This window comes from Variovorax sp. RCC_210 (assembly GCF_041355175.1).
In the GTDB taxonomy this organism is placed as follows: domain Bacteria; phylum Pseudomonadota; class Gammaproteobacteria; order Burkholderiales; family Burkholderiaceae_C; genus Variovorax.
Map to the genome: position 1 here is coordinate 72598 of NZ_JBFUPJ010000021.1, position 17517 is coordinate 90114.

General features: G+C 69.0%; 17 protein-coding genes and 1 pseudogene. 6 read left to right on the top strand and 12 right to left on the bottom strand.

All coding sequences use genetic code 11. From position 1 onward, the window contains the following. Positions 1-13 precede the first annotated feature (13 nt). The 8 genes from cpaB to AB6807_RS36210 form a co-directional block, all read right to left on the bottom strand. The gene (gene cpaB / locus AB6807_RS36175; RefSeq protein WP_116912396.1) at positions 14-982 is read right to left on the bottom strand and encodes a Flp pilus assembly protein CpaB; all 969 of its coding nucleotides are present in this window, start codon (positions 980-982) and stop codon (positions 14-16) included. A gap of 6 nt (positions 983-988) precedes the next feature. Further along, complete coding sequence (locus AB6807_RS36180; RefSeq protein ID WP_371088350.1) at positions 989-1213, bottom strand: hypothetical protein; 225 nt, start codon at positions 1211-1213, stop codon at positions 989-991. A gap of 17 nt (positions 1214-1230) precedes the next feature. Beyond that, positions 1231-1962: a hypothetical protein gene (locus AB6807_RS36185; RefSeq protein ID WP_286517157.1), complete on the bottom strand. Its 732-nt coding sequence runs from the start codon at positions 1960-1962 to the stop codon at positions 1231-1233. 35 nt (positions 1963-1997) lie between these two features. Further along, positions 1998-2993, bottom strand: coding sequence for a hypothetical protein (locus AB6807_RS36190; RefSeq protein WP_371088351.1), 996 nt, complete (start codon positions 2991-2993; stop codon positions 1998-2000). Further along, entirely contained in the window at positions 2990-4852 is a 1863-nt protein-coding gene (locus AB6807_RS36195) for a pilus assembly protein TadG-related protein (protein WP_116912399.1), read from the bottom strand. Before AB6807_RS36195 ends, AB6807_RS36190 begins: the two co-directional genes overlap by 4 nt. Before the next feature lie 60 nt (positions 4853-4912). Beyond that, entirely contained in the window at positions 4913-5218 is a 306-nt protein-coding gene (locus tag AB6807_RS36200) for a Flp family type IVb pilin (RefSeq protein ID WP_116912400.1), read from the bottom strand. A 196-nt stretch (positions 5219-5414) separates the two neighbouring features. Continuing rightward, positions 5415-6359, bottom strand: a complete 945-nt coding sequence (locus AB6807_RS36205; protein WP_116912401.1) for an AraC family transcriptional regulator — start codon at positions 6357-6359, stop codon at positions 5415-5417. A 388-nt stretch (positions 6360-6747) separates the two neighbouring features. Beyond that, positions 6748-7179, bottom strand: coding sequence for a putative toxin-antitoxin system toxin component, PIN family (locus tag AB6807_RS36210; RefSeq protein ID WP_116912402.1), 432 nt, complete (start codon positions 7177-7179; stop codon positions 6748-6750). Between the two features lie 170 nt (positions 7180-7349). On the opposite strand from AB6807_RS36210, the gene AB6807_RS36215 reads away from it, so the two are divergent. Next, positions 7350-7868: a surface-adhesin E family protein gene (locus tag AB6807_RS36215; protein ID WP_371088352.1), complete on the top strand. Its 519-nt coding sequence runs from the start codon at positions 7350-7352 to the stop codon at positions 7866-7868. On the opposite strand, the gene AB6807_RS36220 is transcribed toward AB6807_RS36215, so the two are convergent. Beyond that, entirely contained in the window at positions 7865-9142 is a 1278-nt protein-coding gene (locus tag AB6807_RS36220; protein WP_371088353.1) for a class I SAM-dependent RNA methyltransferase, read from the bottom strand. The two genes, AB6807_RS36215 and AB6807_RS36220, sit on opposite strands and share 4 nt — an antisense overlap. An 82-nt stretch (positions 9143-9224) precedes the next feature. On the opposite strand from AB6807_RS36220, the gene AB6807_RS36225 reads away from it, so the two are divergent. The 4 genes from AB6807_RS36225 to AB6807_RS36240 all read left to right on the top strand — a co-directional run bounded on the left by AB6807_RS36225 (position 9225) and on the right by AB6807_RS36240 (position 13119). Further along, entirely contained in the window at positions 9225-11069 is a 1845-nt protein-coding gene (locus AB6807_RS36225) for an ATP-binding protein (protein WP_371088354.1), read from the top strand. Positions 11070-11211: 142 nt separating this feature from the next. Beyond that, positions 11212-11805 carry a cytochrome b gene (locus AB6807_RS36230; RefSeq protein ID WP_371088355.1) on the top strand — a complete coding sequence of 198 codons (594 nt, stop codon included), beginning with the start codon at positions 11212-11214 and terminating at the stop codon, positions 11803-11805. After that, on the top strand, positions 11802-12398 hold the full coding sequence (locus tag AB6807_RS36235) for a YceI family protein (protein ID WP_371088356.1): 597 nt from the start codon (positions 11802-11804) through the stop codon (positions 12396-12398). The genes AB6807_RS36230 and AB6807_RS36235 overlap by 4 nt, the downstream gene beginning before the upstream one ends. Positions 12399-12477: 79 nt before the next feature. Beyond that, entirely contained in the window at positions 12478-13119 is a 642-nt protein-coding gene (locus tag AB6807_RS36240) for a YceI family protein (RefSeq protein WP_371088357.1), read from the top strand. A 42-nt stretch (positions 13120-13161) separates the two neighbouring features. Here AB6807_RS36240 and AB6807_RS36245 read toward each other — a convergent pair whose 3' ends face one another. Further along, entirely contained in the window at positions 13162-13407 is a 246-nt protein-coding gene (locus AB6807_RS36245; RefSeq protein WP_132748990.1) for a hypothetical protein, read from the bottom strand. A 137-nt stretch (positions 13408-13544) separates the two neighbouring features. Between AB6807_RS36245 and AB6807_RS36250 the strand changes: the two genes are divergently transcribed. Beyond that, on the top strand, positions 13545-14201 hold the full coding sequence (locus tag AB6807_RS36250) for a LysE family translocator (protein ID WP_371088358.1): 657 nt from the start codon (positions 13545-13547) through the stop codon (positions 14199-14201). 45 nt (positions 14202-14246) lie between these two features. Here the strand turns inward: AB6807_RS36250 and AB6807_RS36255 are convergent. Together AB6807_RS36255 and rpoN are read right to left on the bottom strand one after the other, a co-directional pair. Then, positions 14247-15849 (bottom strand): annotated as a pseudogene (locus AB6807_RS36255) (phospholipase D family protein). Positions 15850-15892: 43 nt separating this feature from the next. Further along, positions 15893-17503 (bottom strand): RNA polymerase factor sigma-54, encoded by a 1611-nt coding sequence (rpoN, locus tag AB6807_RS36260; protein WP_371088359.1) that lies wholly within the window; start codon positions 17501-17503, stop codon positions 15893-15895. Positions 17504-17517: the final 14 nt, after the last annotated feature.

A 17517-nucleotide genomic window follows, 5' to 3' on the forward strand; every position in this document is an offset into this window, starting at 1 on the left:
GCGGTGAACAGGCTCAGCGCAGCGGCGCCTCGCCCTGCGGCAGCATCTGGCCGAGGCCCAGGCCGGCACCCGGCGCGGAACCCCGGTTGCCCGCGCCGCCGACGATGTACTCCACCCCCGGGCGCGAAGGCGCGAACGAGGGCGGCGGCGCGCGCACGGCACGCTGCGGCCGGAAGCCCGCGACGGTGGCGTCGAGGTCGACCGAGTCCACGCCCGTCTGCATGGTGGCGCGGTCTTCGGGGTTGCGCAGCGTGGCGACGATCTTGCCCAGGCGCTGCGCGAGGATGAGCTTCTGCGCGTCCTGCGGCTGGATCGCCACCGTCACGGTGGAGTAGCGGTTGCGCTCGTAGGGGTCGGTCTCGGCCGAGGCGTCGGAGCGCTTGCGCAGCGAGGCGAACTGCTCGGAGGTGATCTGCCCGGTGGCGCGCACCTCGATGTCCTGCAGCAGCGGCACCACCACCGAGGGCTCGCCCGCGCCGGGCTTGTCGACCACGTACATGAAGTCGATGCGGTCGCCCGCGCGCAGCATGCCCGAGATGGAGCTGATCTCGTCCACCGGAATGGTGATGGCGCGCACGCCCTGCTCGATTTCCTGCGCGAACACCTTGCGCGGCGTGGAGAAGAACGAGGCCAGCAGCGGCTTGCCCGCGGCCACCGGCACCGTGAGCTGGCGCCCGGCGAACTGCGCGAAGGTCTCGGGCGTGAGCGCGTCGTTGTGCACGTACTCGTTGGGCACCGAGCGCTTGGCCACCATGCTGGGCATGACGGTGGTGCCGTCGTTCAGCGCCTGGCGCGCCACCACCACGTCGCGGCGCTGGCTGTCGGCGTCCTTCTCCAGGCTGGCCGCGATCTCGCGCTCGCTGGCCCGCAGGTAGTACCAGCCGAGGCCGGCGGCCAGCAGCCCGAGCACCAGCGCGCCGATGAGGGGAGACAGCCTTCTGACGCTTTGCTTGAACTTGAGAAATCCCGGAGATGGTTTCATGCCTGGCTAGAGAGGAAAGGAAAGGGTGTACGAGTAGGTCGCCCAGGCGTCGCGAAAGGCCTTCAGCAGCAGCCCGACGACGGAACGGTCGGCGCCGGGGAAGGTGGCGAACAGCATCACGGCGAGGATGCCGGCGACGATGACGTACTCGGTGATGACCTGGCCGCGCTGGCGGCGCTGGAGGCGCCGACAAGGGCGATGCGGGGAGCGAAGGCTTCGGTGGCGTGGCATGGTGCGGGCTCTGGCGGCTATTGCCCGTCCGTGTCCGGCGAGGTCTGGCTCGCGATGACGATGTAGTCCGTGTCGCGCCGGGCGATGGTGACCACCATCTCTTCCTGCGCGCGGCGAAACACCAGCCCCGAGCGCAGGCCGCCGTCGATGGTGCGGTCCTGCACCAGCGTCCAGCCCAGGCGGATCATCTGCTCGCGCAGGTAGAGCGCGTTGGTCTCCACGCTCACGCCGTTGGTGACCATCACGGTGCGGTTGCGCTGGCCTCGGTCGAAGGAGAGCGTGTCGGAGATCACCTGCGAGCCGGCCGGGCGCGGAAAGCCGCGGCCGATGCGCGCGGCGCGCGCCTCGGGGTCGGGCACGTCCTCGTACACCACGGCCGCCACCAGCCGGCCCTTTGTGCCCATGCCCGCGCCGGCGCCCGTGGGCGTGGCCCACAGCTGCACCGTGACCTGGTAGGCGCCCATGCGCGCGCCGAGCACGCGCGCCGGGCCCAGCTCGCTGGCGCCGTAGCCGTTCTTGTCGGCGAACCACTTCTCGTAGTAGCGCACCACCTCGGACAGCGGCACGCGCGTCTCGAAGCCGCGGATCTGCATGGGCACGGTGTTCTGCTCGAGGTACTCGGCGATCCAGAAGGTGCTGGCGTCGGGCGGCGAGGGAATGGCCGGCCAGTCGCGTTGCGGCGCCGCGCCGGCGGCCGTGGCGGCGACAAGGCCGATGCAAAGGCACAGCCACGCGAATGCCGCCCGCATGCGCCGCGATGACCACTGCGATGGCGCTCGCGGCCTCATGGCAGCGTGTTGACCACGGGCGTGGGCGGAAAGGCGCGGTAGTAGCGGAACCTGTCCTTCGGGCTGCCGCCGTCGGCATCGGCGCCGCCGCCGGTCTCGCCACCTGCACCAGCCGCGCCGCCCCCTGCCGCGGCCGGCATGCGCTCGAAGCGGTCGAGCGGCGTCTTCTCCAGCGCGTCGCCCGGCGTGAGCCCGAAGGTGAGGTTGGAGTTGGCGAAGGCCGGGTAGACCTGGCTGATCTGGTAGGCCGCCGAATGCAGCCCGCCGCGCAGCTGCTGGTAGAACACGCTGTCGGTGAGCTTCAGCGGCACCAGGCCCTGGATCTTCTTTTCTTCGCGGTTGGTGCCGCCGGCGTTCCAGGCCTCGGTGAGCATGGTCACCTGCTCGCTCATCTCGATCTGCGGCATGAGCGTGAAGCGCGTGTTGGTCTGGATCACGTCGACCTGGTTGCGCATGTAGCCGCTGCTCACGAAGGTGAACTTGCCCAGCGACTGCGTCACCAGGTTGCCCGACAGCGCGCTCTGCGCGATGCGCACCTTGTCCCACAGCACGTCGCTGGCGTTCAGCAGCGACGGCAGCGCCACCGCCGTGCTCGACGCGGTCACGTGCGTGGTGCGCCTGTCGATGGCCGGCTCCAGCGGCTCGAACTCGGCGATGTCTTCCGCATGGATCGTGGCGCCGTCGGTGGAGCGGTCGCGAAAGATGTGGCGGCGCAGGTCGCGCGTGACTTCGGCGTCGGTCTTCTTCACCGCGCCCGACGCGCCGGTCGCGTCTTCGGCGCTGATGCCGTGGGCCTCGGGCATCCACACGGTGCGCTGCCACGCCACCAGGCGCGCGGCGGACACGGTCTGCAGCCGCTTGGCGCCGTACTCTCCCAGCGCCGGAATGGCCGCGAGCGCAAGCGCCGCGAAGCTCGCGATGAGCAGGGTCTCGGTCATGGCATGGCCGCGCGCATGCCCGCGCGAAGCCGATCGCCGTGGGGTGCGCGTCATTCGCCGTTGTCCTCCTCGGCGCCGAGCACCGCGCCGCCCATGGCGACGGCGCGCGCCCACAGCGAGGGCTCGATGTTGTGCGCGTGCCAGTACGGGCTGAACAGGCTGCGGTGCTCGATGTAGCCGCCCGCGAAGCCCACGTTGTACTTGCCGATCTGCGGCGGATCGTCGGCCGAGAAATCGCGCCGCGCCCAGCGGTCCTGCGGCCGGCGGAAGTACACCTGCGCGGTGGACAGCGCCTTGATCTGCTGGCCCGCGAACTGGTCGCGCAGGCCGGTGCGGCCGTCGGGGCTGGCATCGCCGAAGCCCACTGTCTGGCCGGTGCGAACGAGGTTGCCGCCCTTTTGCACCACCAGCGAAAGGGCCGGGCCCTTGTCGGTGTTCTTGCCCCACTTGAGCGGGTTGGCGCCCTTGAAGGCCTGCTCGGCAATCCAGTTGTCGGAGCCGTGCGCCTCCATCGGCGGATGCTCGCGAATGTCCACGTAGCGCGGCAGCGACCAGTTCTGCGTGAGGTTGGTGCCGATGCTGGTGCGCGGCCCGTAGTGCAGCTTCGCGTTGAAGATCAGCACCGCCATGGGCAGCAGCAGGATGTCGCCGTCGCGGTCGGCCGCGGCGCGGCGGAACGAGCCGCGCACCATGTTGGCGGTGTCGCCGGTCTCGTCGTTCAGGCCGCCGTAGGTGCGCGCCTCGCGCGCATAGCTGCGCAGCGTGAGGCGCTGGCCCTCCCAGCTGCTCATGTAGTTGGGCCCGCCCGCCGCCGCCGCGCCCGCGCCCAGGCCGAAGCGCCCGCGCAGCGTGTCGCCCAGGCCGCCGAAGAAGTCGGTGTACAGCGGCGCGAGCGGCAGCTTGATCTCGATGGCGTCGCCCGACTGCCAGCGGATGCGCCCCTCCTCGCGGCCGATGCCGTTGGCCGCCACCAGCTCGGTGCCGCCCTTCCATTCGACCAGCCCGCCGAGCACGTCGCTCGCGAGCCCGCCGAAGCCCGCCGGCGTGGGGCTCTGGCTCACGATGCCGCTGATGGAGCTGGCCAGGCCCGAGCCGATCCAGCTGGCCCAGTCGGGCAGGAAGCGGCGCTTCTTGGTCCAGTCGTCGCGCGTGGCCTGCGCCGCGTGGGCGAAGCGCAGCACCTCGTTGTATTCGTCGGCGTCGAAGGGGCCGCTGGCCGACTGGTGATAGGTGTTGAGGTACAGGCCCAGGTCGGCCACGAACTTGGTCGCGAGGATGGCGGTTTCGCCCGGCGGCACCGAGGCGTCGGGGTCGTTGGCCTTGAGCACGTCGACGATCAGCTGCGGCAGTTGCGCCGCGGTGCTCGCGAGCATCGCGACCTGGCTGGCGGAGATGCCCTGGTTGAGCACGCGCAGCACGTCCACGCCCACCTGCAGCGGCTTGGACACGGGCTCGACGAAACCGGCGATGCGGTCGGCCGTGCGCTGCAGCCGCTGGGCCTGCCCCACGTTCGCCAGGTAGGCCAGGAAGAAGAAGGGGCCGACGACGGGCGTGCGGCTGCGCTCGAGGTTGCGAATGCCCTGGTAGGCCTTGGCGATCACCAGGCCCTCCTGGATGTTCGATGCGCTGGTGATGAACGCGGCCATCGAGGTCTGCACGCTCGCGAGCGTGGCAATGCTCGCTTCGTTGGCCGCCATCGCGCGGTTGGTGTAGGCCAGGTAGTTCAGGCTGCGCGCGGTGAGCACGCTGGCGCTGTAGGTGGTGGCGTCCGCGGTGTTCTGCAGCTTCATCTTCTCGCGCGTGGCGGCGGCGGTGTTGTAGACCACCAGCACGCTGATGAAGACGAAGGGCAGCAGCGCAACGATGTAGACGATCGCCTGGCCGGCTTGCCTGGCTCTGTTCGGCGCTTTCACTGGACGTTGCGGGTCAGTGGAGGGCGAGCGTCTTGCGGACTTGCTGCTTGGCTTGGCGGCTTACTTCGCGCCGTCCGCGCCGCCCTTGGTGTAGGTGCTCATGTTCATGTTGACGTCGGCATTGGTGGAGGCCTTGCCGGCTGCGGTCTGGGCCTTGGTCACTTCTGCGGTGCCGGTCTTGCCGCCCACTTCCTGCGCCATGCCGGCCACCTGGTTGCGCATGGTCTGGCCGAAGAAGCTGAACACGGCGATGGCCGCGATGGCGATGAGGCCGAGGATCACGAGGTACTCGGTCATGCCTTGTCCGCGGATCTTGATCTTCGAGGCAACGTGACGGCTCAACAGGGTCAGGCGATGGATGTGCATGAGAGAAGTTCCTGAAAGGTGGCTGAAAGAAACAGCCCGGATCGTAGGGACGCACTCGCCTCGCGTTCGATAGACTTTTTGCGATTGCCGATACGAATTGACTTTCAGGACACGCTTGTCAAAACACTCGCAGTCTTTAGTTCACTGAACGTTCGCTGAAGGTTCGCCGAGCAGTCATCGAACCGTCATCGAACCGTCACTCGAGGCTTGCAGGAACCGTCGCGCCTTCGAACCGCAGCTGGCTCTGCCTTCTGAATTCGGTCGGCGTCACGCCCTTGATCTCGAGAAACTGCCGGTTGAAGTTCGACACGTTGTTGAAGCCCACGTCGTAGCAGATCGAGGTGACGTAGCGGTCGCTGTGCATCAGCAGCAGGCAGGCCTTGTTCACGCGCACCTGGTTCACGTAGCTGAGAAAGCTGTGGCCCGTGGCACGCCGGAACAGCCTGCTGAAGCGCCCCGCATGCATGCCGAGCTCCGCGGCGATGTCGGCTGCGCTCACGTCCTTCGACGGGTCGTTGGCGATGCGCGTGACGATGTCGTTGATGGCCTCCAGCGGATTGTCGCCGTCGGTCTGCATGCCCGACAGCAGCCTGTAGTCGGTGCATTGCGCGATGTCGGCAAGAAAGTCGCAGAACAGGCTGAAGCGCTTCAGCCCGCGCGCATCCTTCACACGGTGCCAATGTTGCTGCGCGCATTCGGCCATGCCGAAGAACTCGATGCCGTAGCGCGCGCGCTCGAGCATGCGCACCGCTTCGAGCAGCTCGGGAATGCGCTGCGCGGCCTCGAAGATGGGATCGTGCAGGAACTGGATGACGAGGTCGCGCTGCGCGACGCCCTCGGGTGGTGCGTCGAGCGAGATCCAGTTGTGCGGCAGCTTGGGGCCGCACAGCACCAGGTGGCCGGGCTCGAAGGCCCCGATCCAGTCGCCCACGAAGGCCTGCCCCGAGGTGGCCACGATGAGGTGCAGCTCGTACTCCTCGTGGCAATGCCAGCGCGCCAGCGGCGTGGGGAAACCATGTTCCAGGCAACGCACCAGGCCCACTTCGTCGGACGGCTCGTAACCCAGTTCGGTGGAACGGGCAAGCTCGACTTCGAGCTCGGGCAACAGTTGGCGTGGCGATCGCTGGTGTGAACTCGGCATGACTTTGTTTGAAGGACGGAAAGCGTTTTCCAACGACCGGCGCGGGGCGCCAAGGGCGCTCCGGACGGTCGTGGGGTCGTGGTCTTCGAAGTCGGCGTGGCTCGCATCACGCGAGCCCGCAAGCGGTGTGCGTGAACCACTTCGGCGCGGCGGACGATAGTTGCGAGGCCATGCAATTGCCAGACCCTATGCGGGCTACAGCAGTCGATATGCGCGCACGGCAAGCCGCCGGAACAGGCGCGATGCACGCCTGCCGGCATTGTCTAGACAGCTGAACCACGGCAACTCCCTCTGTGATTTGCCGATCAGTAGACGCGAGGGCGCGGCCTGTCTAGAAGCCGAACCGATGCCGTCGCGAAGTAAGCTTTTTTCGCGCGGCGTCGAAAGGCTATGTCGCGGCGAACACCGCCTGCACCACCACGCCTTGCGCCGCCAAACGTTTGCGCATGGTGAGCACCTGCTGGTCCTTGCTGATGAGCAAGGCACGCCGCGCCACCGCCAGGTCGATGAAGACCTGGTCGTCGGGGTCCTTGCACACGCACGGTGCACGCGGGGGCGTGTCGGCCTGCAGGTGCACGCGCGCATCGAAGGCCTCGAGCACGCTGGCGGCGGCCATCTGCCGCTGCGCGAGCCGCTTCACGATGAGCGGATAGCCGAGCACGCGCGCCAGCTCGGTGCGCATGGGGGCGGTCGCGAGCCAGCGCAGGTGGCCGGCGTCGAGCGCGGCCACCAGCGGTGCGCAATCGGGGTTGTCGAACACGAACAGGTCGAGCGCGATGTTGGTGTCGATGACGACGGGGCCGGGTTCTGTCAACGTCATGGAATGTGAGAGGGAATGCTTCGATGTTGCACCATGCGGGGCAAGGTCAGCCTGGCGTAGGTTCGGGGCTGGAAAATGCCGCGGCCCGTCTTGCCCTGCCTTTCCCCGCTTGCTTGATTCCCTGCACCCTTGTCCTTCTTGCGTACCGCTTCCGTCCCGCCGCCCTTTTCATGAAACGACTTCCGCTGCCTTGCCCTGTCCTCGTCGCCCTGGTTGCTCTGGTGGCCTCGGCCGGTGCGCGCGCCGAATGGCTGACGCTCACCGGCTCGCCCGGCGATGCGGCCAGCAGCTACGTGCAGGTCGACCCGACCACGGTGCAGGTCGACGGCTCGCACCGCATCGTGAACCTGCGCCTGAGCCTGGCGCAGGAGCGCACCACGAAGGACGGCCTGCGCTTTCGCTCGTTCAACGCCCGCGTGAACGTCGACTGCGAGGCGCGCAACGCGCGCTATGTGAGCGCTACCTACTTCGGCCACCCTGATTTCGTGGGCGAGCCGATCGCGGTGCGGGTGTTCGAGGCGGACGACGTGCGGCCCATGACGCTGTCCGGCGCGCCGCGCGACCTGGCGGGGCGCACCATCAACGCGGCGTGCAGCGTGAGCGGCAAGGAGCAGAAGGAAGCGGCGGAGCAGCCGGTGCCGGATGCATCGCAAGCACCTCAGCCACCGCAGGCGCCCCGGACGCCTTAGGAAGCGACCGGCTTGCGCGCCGAGCCCGCGACCATGTCGAAGCGGAACAGCCGGCACTCGATGGGGCCGTTCCACATCGGCACGCGGCGCGACTCCTTCAGGCGCATCTGCTTGGGCAGCTTCAGGTCGGGCGTGAGCACCCAGGCGGTCCAGCCGGCGTAGTTCTTCTTCCAGTGGGTGGCGAGCTGCGGGAAGAACTCGCCGCCGTCGCCGCCACCTCCGCCTTCTCCTCGTTCTGACGAATCACTGGCCGATGTCTGCGCCGATTCGCGCGCACCGAAACGCCCCGGGCCGGCCACGCCGCCCACCTCGATGCGCTCGCCGTACGGCGGGTTGAGCATGATCACGCCGCCCTCCGCGGGCGGCATGCGCTGCAGCGCGTCGCCGCCGCGGAACTCGATGGCCTGCGCCACGCCGGCGCGTTCGGCGTTGCGCTCGGCAAAGTCGACCATGCGGTGCGACACGTCGGAACCGAAGATGGCCACGCCGGCCTCGCGCTCAGCCTTTTCAGCCTCGTTCTTGATGGCCGTCCACACATGCGGCTGGAACGGCAGCAGCTTCTCGAAGCCGAAGCGCCGCAGCGAACCGGCCGCGATGCCGCGCGCGATCTGCGCCGCCTCGATGGCGATGGTGCCGCTGCCGCAGCAGGGGTCGTACAGGGGCTGGTCCGACACGGTGCCGGCCTCGGGGTTCCACCAGCCGCTGGCGGCCAGCATGGCGGCGGCCAGGGTTTCCTTCAGCGGGGCGTCGCCCTTGTCCTGGCGCCAGCCGCGCTTGAACAGCGGCTCGCCCGAGGTGTCGATGTACAGCGTGCAGGTGTCGGTGGTCAGGTGGGCGAACACGCGGCAGTCGGGCCACTGGGTCTCGATGCTCGGGCGCACGCCGTTGGCCTTGGCGCGAAAGCGGTCGGCAATGGCGTCCTTGATGCGCAGGGTGGCGAAGTTCAGGCTCTGCAGCGGGCTGTGCTGGGCGGTGGTCTCGATCTTGAAGGTCTGCTTGGGCGTGAACCAGATCTCCCAGGCCACGCCGTTGGCAATGGCGTACAGGTCGTTCTCGTTGCGGTAGGGCGCATGGGCCAGCTCGACCAGCACGCGCTGCGCGAGGCGGCTGTGCAGGTTGAGCTTGAGGGCGTCGCGCCAGTCGGCACGCACGCGCACGCCGCCTCGCAGGGTGAGCAGGTCTTGCCCGGCGCGGCCCGTCAGGGCGTGCACCTCCTGGGCAAGGAATTCCTCGACGCCGGCGGCGCAAGGCAGGAAGAAGGAGAGATCGTTCACGGGAATTTCGCTATCGGGAAGCCCGACCAGGGGACTCCATTGTCGCCGCGTCACAGTCCTTCTCTATATAGTCGATTCGCCGATGAACTCCACCCCCTCCTCGTCCAGCGTGCTTTCGAGCGGGCTCGCCACTGCGCCGGCCGTGGTCGGCGGCGGCAGCGACCGCTTCGAGATCCAGTGCGAGGTGCTGCGGCTGTCGATCCGCCCCATCGGGCCGGTGCTGGCGGTGCAGTACCTGCTGAACTGCGGGGTGGCGGCGTTGTTCGCCTGGCAGTACTCGCTGCCGCGCGCGCTGCTCTGGATGGCGCTGATCACCGGCGTGACGCTCATGCGCGGCTTCTTCCCCCAGCGCCTGCCGGAGCCCTTCTCCCCGCAGACGCTGCGCGCGGCGCAGCGCACGCACACGCTGCGCACGGCCGTCTGGGAGCTGGCCCACGGGCTGGCCGGGCTGCTGCTGTTCAACCCCGAGCGGGCCGACCTGCAGCTGCTGCTGGGGCTGATCGTGATGGGCATGACGCTGTCGTCGGCCTTCTCGGTGTCGTTCTACACGCCGGCCACGCAGCTGGCGATCACGCTGCTGCTGGCGCCGATCATCGTCACCGGGCTGTGGCTGGGCGCGCCGGTGATGATCGCGGTGTCGGTCATCGGCATCGGCCTGACGGCCATGATGTGGAAGCTGGTGGCCGAGCGCTCGCGCCAGCTCGAGGAAAACATCGGCCTGCGGCTCAACGAGCGCACGCTGCGCGAACAGGCCCTGGCCGGCCTGCGCGCCTCCGAGCAGGCGCAGGCCGAGCGGCTGCGCTTTTTCTCGGCCGCCAACCACGACCTGCGCCAGCCGGTGATGGCCATCGGCCTGCAGGCCGAGGTGCTGCGCCAGCAGCTGCACGGCGGCGCGGACATGCAGGCGGTGCAGCACACGGTGGGCTCGCTGGCGCGCGCGCAGCAGGCGCTCGAAGGGCTGACCAACCAGCTGCTCGAGATCGGCCGCATCGAGGCGGCGGTCGACCCGCTGCGGCCCACGGCGGTGGCGCTGGCGCCGCTGCTGCACGAGCTGGCGCGCCAGGCGGGCGAAAGCCGGGTACGGGTGCGCTGCCCGGCGGGCGCGGTGGTGTGGACCGACACCGTGTCGCTGCGCCGCGTGCTGGCCAACCTGGTGGACAACGCCGTCAAGTTCACGCCGCGCGGGCGGGTGCTGCTGGCCGTGCGCGCGCGCCGGCGCGGCGATGCGGCCGGCCAGGCCCCGGCCTGGCGTGTCGAGGTGCGCGACAGCGGCATCGGCATCGCGGCGGACGCGCAGGCGCGCGTGTTCAACGACTTCGAGCAGGTCGGCAACGTGGAGCGCAACCTGCAGCGCGGCCACGGGCTGGGCCTGGCGATCGTGCGGCGGCTGGCGACGCAGCTGGGCATCGAGGTGTCGCTGCGCTCGGCGCCGGGGCGGGGGTCGGTGTTCAGCTTCGAACTGCCGGCGCCCGCCGATGCCACGGGCGGTGGGGACATAGCCCAGGCGGCGCTCGCACCGCCCACGCTGCCAATCGACGGGCCCGACGCCGCGCGCACGCTGCGCCCGGGCCTGGCAGTGCTGGTGGTCGAAGACAACACCGTGGTGGCCGACAGCCTCAGCGCGCTGCTGCGGCAATGGCAGGTGCAGCCGCGCGTGTACGCCAGCGCGGCCGAGGCGCTGGCGCTGGCCGACCTGCGCGCGCTCGACGCGGCGCTGTGCGACATCCGGCTGCCCGGGGCGCTCGACGGCATCGCGCTGGCCGAAAGGCTGCAGCAGCAGAAGCCTTCGCTGGCCATCGCGTTGATCTCGGCGGACATCAACGAGGCCACCCAGCGGCTGGCCACCGAGCGCGGCTGGCATGCGCTGCGCAAGCCGGTGCAGCCCGACGAGCTGCGCAACGTGCTGCTGAAGGCGCAGCGGGGCTGACGCGGGCGGGCCGAGCCTCCCTCGCCTGCCTCGCCTGCCTGTCTGTCTCACTTGCCTCTCTGGCACGGCCCGTGCTGGTGTCATTGCTTCCGATATATGCTCCGCGCACAGGCCCCCGGCGCTGCCGCCGACCCTGCTCCCGATGTCCGCCGACACCCCCTCTCTTCCCCTGGACCCCCTCGTGCGTGCCCCGCGCTACGACGGCTTTGCCATCGCACTGCACTGGCTGCTCGCGGCGCTCATCATCGGCTCGCTCGGCGTCGGGCTCTTCATGACGGGGCTGCCCTTCTCGCCGCTGCGGCTGAAGATGTACAGCTGGCACAAGTGGGCCGGCGTCACCATCCTGGCGCTGTCGGCGCTGCGGCTGCTGTGGCGTGCCGGGCATCGGCCGCCCGCGCTGCCGCCCGGCATGTCGCGCCTGCAGCTGGCGAGCTACCGGGTGAGCCACACGCTGATGTACCTGCTGTTCTTCGCGGTGCCCATTTCGGGCTGGGCCTACAGCTCGGCCATGGGCATGCCGGTGGCATGGTTCGGCGTGCTGGCGCTGCCCGACTTCATGCCGGTGGACCATGTGTTCGCCGAAGCCGCGCTGCAGCCGCTGCACAAGTACTGCGCCTTCGCGCTGGCCGGCGTCACGCTGCTGCACGTGGCCGCCGTGTGCAAGCACCACTGGATCGACCGCGACGGGCTGATGCAACGCATGTGGCCCGCGCCACGCAAGGAATCCGACCGATGAACCCATGCTTTTTCCGCCTGCGGCCCGCGCTGCTTTCGACGGCGCTGGCCTTTGCCGCGGCCCTGCCCGCGCTCTCACTGGCCGAGCCCGCGGCCACCCGGCTGGTGCCCGACAAGAGCCAGATCGTGTTCGTCACCAAGCAGATGGGCGTGCCGGTGGAGGGTGCGTTCAAGAAGTTCGACGCCCAGGTCGCCTTCGACCCGCGAAAGCCCGAAGGCGGCAGCGTGGCGCTGCAGATCGACACGGCCAGCGCCGGCTTCGGCATTCCGATGAGCGACGCCGAGCTGCCCAAGGCGCCCTGGTTCGACGCCACGCACTTTCCGCAGGCGAGCTTCCAGTCGAACGGCATCAAGGCGCTGGGCGACGGGCGCTTCGAAATGACGGGCAAGCTCACGCTCAAGGGCACGGCCAAGCCGGTGACGGTGCCTGTCAGCATCGCGACCACGGGCGGCTACGCGGTGGCCACCGGAAGCTTTACGATCCAGCGGCTCGACTTCAAGGTGGGCGACGGCGAATGGACGGACACCTCGATGGTCGGCAACGACGTGCAGGTGAAGTTCAAGTTCACGCTCGCGGGCTTCGGGCCCCTTTGAAGCCACCGCTCGCGCCCGTGCTCCCCACATGTCATCCCGCTTGTCTCACATGTCTCACATGTCCCCCCTACCCCACGCCATGAACAAGCTCTTCTTCGTTACGGCGCTCTCGGCCGCGGCCTTCGCCGGCACTCCTGCCCTGGCGCAGGACTACACGGCCCCGCCCATCGCCGTCAAACCCGCCGGCGGCCCGGTGAAGAACGCCAGCTACGTGGTCGACCCGACCCACACCTTCGTGATGTACGAGATGGGCCACTACGGCACCACCACCAACCGCGGGCGCTTCAGCACCAAGGACGGCACGGTGAAGATCGACGGCACCGGCACCAGCGGCGCGGTGGACATCACCATGGACATCAGCTCCATCAACACGGGCGTCGACCTGCTCAACCGGCACGTGCAGAGCAAGGATTTCTTCAACGTGGCGGAGTTTCCGACCGCCCGCTTCGTGGCCGATCGCATCGATTTCACCGGCGACAAGGTGGCCGACGTGCCCGGCACGCTCACGCTGATGGGCCAGAGCCGGCCGGTGACGCTGAAGGCCGCGCGCTTCAACTGCTACCTCAGCCCGCTGATCAACCGCCAGGTCTGCGGCGGCGACTTCGAGACCACGGTGGAGCGCAGCGACTGGGGGATTACCTGGGGCCTGAACTTCGGCTTCGAGAACAAGGTGAAGCTGCTGGTGCAGGTGGAAGCGGTGAACCTGAACGCACAGCCCTGAGAGGCCCCGGCCGCTGGACGCGGCCGACGCCTTGAGGCGACCCTAGATGCCGGAGCCCAGGCGCTTGCGGTCGTCTTCCTTGGGCACCTTCAGCAGGTTGCGGGTGGCGAGGAAGGCGCGCGGCAGGTTCAGCAGCACCAGCATCCAGGCGCCGGTGGCCACGGTCATGAGCGCGCCGAACAGCAGCTGCTCGGCCAGCGGGGCGTCGCTCCAGTAGAAGAAACTCAGCAAAAACGCCAGCACCACTGCCCAGGCGGCCAGAAGAATGAGGTTTTTCATTTTTTGCATGGTAGTAACTCCGGTCATCAAAATGTAATCCAAAAGTTACCGAAGTACTACTTAAAGTTTAACTTCCAAGCCGCGATGAACGTGCATTTGTGCACGTTGTTCGCTCATTCGTAACCAAGCGCAGCCCGAAAAAACCAATGAACAACACGCTTTCCCTGCTCGGCATTGCCGGCGCCATGGCCCTGGGCGCGATGAGCCCCGGCCCCAGCTTCGTGATGGTCGCGCGCACGGCCGTGGCCTCCCGCACCGACGGGCTGGCGGCTGCGCTGGGCATGGGCGCGGGCGGGCTGGTGTTCGCGATTGCCGCGCTGGCCGGCTTGCAGGCGGCCTTCCTGGCGGTGCCGGCGCTGTACCTGGCCATCAAAGGCTTCGGCGGCGCTTACCTGGTGTATCTGGGCGTGCGCATCTGGCGTGGCGCGCGGCAGCCGCTGGCCCTGGCCGAGGCGGGTACCTCCGCGAATGCGCAGCGGAGTGCGACCGGCGGCGGCGGCCGGGCGCGCAAGACATTCCTGCTCGGCCTGGCCACCCAGGTCAGCAACCCGAAGACCGCGGTGGTCTACGCCAGCATCTTCGCGGCCTTCCTGCCGCACGACGTGCCGCTGGTGCTGGCGCTGACCGTGCCGGCGGTCATCTTCTGCATCGAGACCGGCTGGTACACGGTGGTGGCGCTGGCGCTGTCTTCGGCGGCGCCGCGCTCGGCCTACCTGCGCTACAAGCTCTGGATCGACCGCGCCGCCGGCGGCGTGATGGGGCTGCTGGGCCTGCGGCTGGTCTGGTCGGCGGTGCGGGACTGAACGCTGAACTCGCCTGAACGCGCATGAACTTGGGTGGAGCCGCTGCTACAGCAGGCTCTCCGGCGTCAGCGGCGCCAGTATCTCGAGCATGGTGCGGTCCCAGGCCCGAGTCGGGCTCCTCGGTCAGCACGGTGAGCTTGCCGGCGTCGTCGCTGGTCCATTCGATGCGCGACTGGTTGCTGCCTTCGGCAAAGCGCAGCCTGTAGGCGCCCTGCTGCTTGAGCAGGTCGAGCAGCTTGAGCATCTGCTGCGCCATCTCGGGGCTGTGGATGATCAGCCCGATCTCGGTGTTGGCCGACTCGGAGCGCGGGTCGAAATTCATCGACCCCACGAACAGCGTGCGCCGGTCGATCACGGCCGACTTGGCGTGCAGCCGCCCCACCGAGGTACCGAACAGGCCCAGCCGCACGCTGCGCCGGGTGCGGCTGGAGCTCAGCTCGTACAGGTCGGCGCCCAGCTTGAGCATGTCGCCGCGATAGCGCCGGTAGGCGGTGTGCACCAGCGGCTCGTCGGTGGCGGCCAGCGAATTGGTGACCACGCTGATCTTCACGTCGCGCCGGCGAATCTCGCGCATCACCTCCAGCCCGGTGGCGCCCGGAATCAGGTACGGCGAGACGATGGTCACCTCGGAGCGCGCGCGGCGCATCTGCTCGACCACGTTGTAGCGCACGCTGTCCACGTCCAGCAGCGGCACGCCGCCGTACGAAGCGGTCTTGCCGATCACGCGGTCGGGCGAGTCGGCATAGGCCTCGGCCAGGTTCCAGATGAGGTTGAGCTTGCCGGTGTTCAGGTCGTCGGCCATGGGGCTGTAGCCCAGCAGGTCGTTGGGCGCGGGCGGCGGCGGGGGCGGCGTGGTGTCGGGGCCGGTGGCGGCCTCGAAGCGGCGCTGCAGCTCGTCGCGCGGCACGTCGGTGGCGACCACCGCGCCGATGGGCCGCACATAGACGCTGTTCCAGTACTGGTCGAACAGGCTGCCCAGCCGCGGGATCAGCGCGCCGGTCACGAAGGTGTCGAGATCGAGAAAGTTCTCGCCCGCCGTGCGCCGGAAGTACTGGTTGCCGATGTTGCGCCCGCCCGCCACCGCCATCGCGCCGTCGGCGATGAACAGCTTGTTGTGCATGCGGCGGTTGACGCGGCTGAAGTCGAACAGCGAGGCCGTGAAGCGCTTCAGGATGCTGCCGCGCCCGGCCGGGAACGGGTTGAACAGGCGCAGCTCGACGTTGGGCGTGGCGGCAAAGGCCAGCAGCAGCTCGTCTTCGCCCGAGGTGTACAGGTCGTCCATCAGCAGGCGCACGCGCACGCCGCGCAGGGCGGCGTCGCGCAGGGTGCGCAGCAGGTAGCGGCCGGTCTCGTCGTTCTCGATCTGGTAGTACTGCACGTCGAGCGTGCGCTGGGCGCGGCGCGCGAGCTGGATGCGGGTGTCGAAGGCGAAGTCGCCGCCGGGCATCAGGCGAAAGCCGCTCAGGTCGGGGTCGGGCTGGGCGGCCAGCGCGATCTTGCCGAGCGCGGTGTCGCCCGAGACGGGCACGGCCTTCACCGGCGGGCGCGGCGCCTCGTCGGGCAAGGTGGCGCAACCGGTGGACAGCAGCACGAACAGCGCCGCCACCATGGCGAACCACCGGAGCCCCCAGCGCGACATCGGCAGCATCGGCGATATCGGCGGCATGGGGAAACGGTGCATCGCCGGCTTTCTACAGGGCCTTGCGCAGGTTGGCGGGCGCGATGCGCAGCGCCTCGCGGTACTTGGCCACGGTGCGGCGCGCGCACTCGATGCCCTGCTCTTTCAGCATCTCGGAAATCTGGCTGTCCGACAGCGGCTTCTTGATGCTCTCGGAGCTCACGAACTGCTTGATGAGCGCGCGCACCGCGGTGCTCGACGCGTTGCCGCCGGTCTCGGTGCCCAGCGCCGAGCCGAAGAAGTACTTCAGCTCGACCGTGCCGAACGGCGTGGACATGTACTTGGCCGTGGTCACGCGCGAGATGGTCGACTCGTGCAGGCCCAGCTCGTCGGCAATTTCGCGCAGCACCAGCGGGCGCATGGCCAGCTCGCCGTGCACGAAGTAGCTCTTCTGCCGCTCCACGATGGCGTTGCTCACGCGCAGGATGGTGTCGAAGCGCTGCTGGATGTTCTTGATGAACCATCGCGCCTCCTGCAGCCGCTGCGACAGCGCCTGGCTGCCCTCGCCCTTGTGCGCCTTGAGCGCGCCGGCGTAGATGTCGTGCACGCGCAGCCGCGGCATGACCTCGGGGTTGAGCATGACGCGGAACTTGACGTTGGTGCCGCGCCCGGTCTTGGTGACGATCACGTCGGGAATGACGATGTTGCGCTCGACGTCGACAAAGCGCCGCCCCGGCTTGGGCTCCAGCCGCGCGATGACCTGCAGCGCCGAGCGCACCAGGTCTTCGTTGGTGCGCGTGAGCGTGGCCAGGCGCTTGAAGTCGCGCCGCGCGAGCAGCTCCATGGGCTGCTTGCAGATGGCGATGGCGGTCTTGCGCACCAGCGCTTCTTCTTCGGTCTCGTCCTCGCTGGCCATGCCGCGCAGCTGGATGCTCAGGCATTCGCCCAAGTCGCGCGCGCCGACGCCGGCGGGCTCCAGGCTCTGCAGCAGGCCCAGCGCCACTTGGAAGTGGTGCACCAGGTCGTCGAACTGGTCGTTGTCGTCGCCGGCCAGGCCCGAGGCGAGCGCGGGCAGCGAGTCCTCGAGGTAGCCGTCGTCGTTGAGCGACTCGATCAGGAAGCGCAGCGCGGCGTGGTCGTTCTCGCCCAGGCGCAGGCTGAGCACCTGGCGGTGCAGGAAGGACTGCAGCGACTCCTGGCTGCGCGCGAGCTCGGTGGCGTCGGCGCGCTCGTCGTCGCCCAGGTTGTTCTGGCGCGCGGGGGCGTCGCTGCCCCACTCGCTGTCGTCGGGCGCCATGTCGACGGTGCCGTCGCCTTCCCAGTCGGGCTCGCGCTCGGTGATCTCGGTGGCGGGGCCGTCGGACTCGGCGGTGCTGGTGGTGCTCTCGGTGGACGCGGTGCTGCTGCTGGCGGTGGGCGCGGAGAAATCGCTTTCGCCGTCACCTCCATCACCGCTGCCGCCGTCGCCGTCGTCGCGCGGCACCGGCGCGTCGGCCGTGTCGAGCCCGAACTCCTCGCGCGCGGCCTCTTCCGCGGTGCGTTCGAGGAACGGGTTCTCGTCCAGCATCTGCTCCACCTCCTGGCTCAGTTCGAGCGTGGAGAGCTGCAGCAGCCGAATCGACTGCTGCAGCTGTGGCGTCAATGCCAGATGCTGCGAGACGCGAAGGGACAGCCCTTGCTTCATGGAGAGCCCACCCG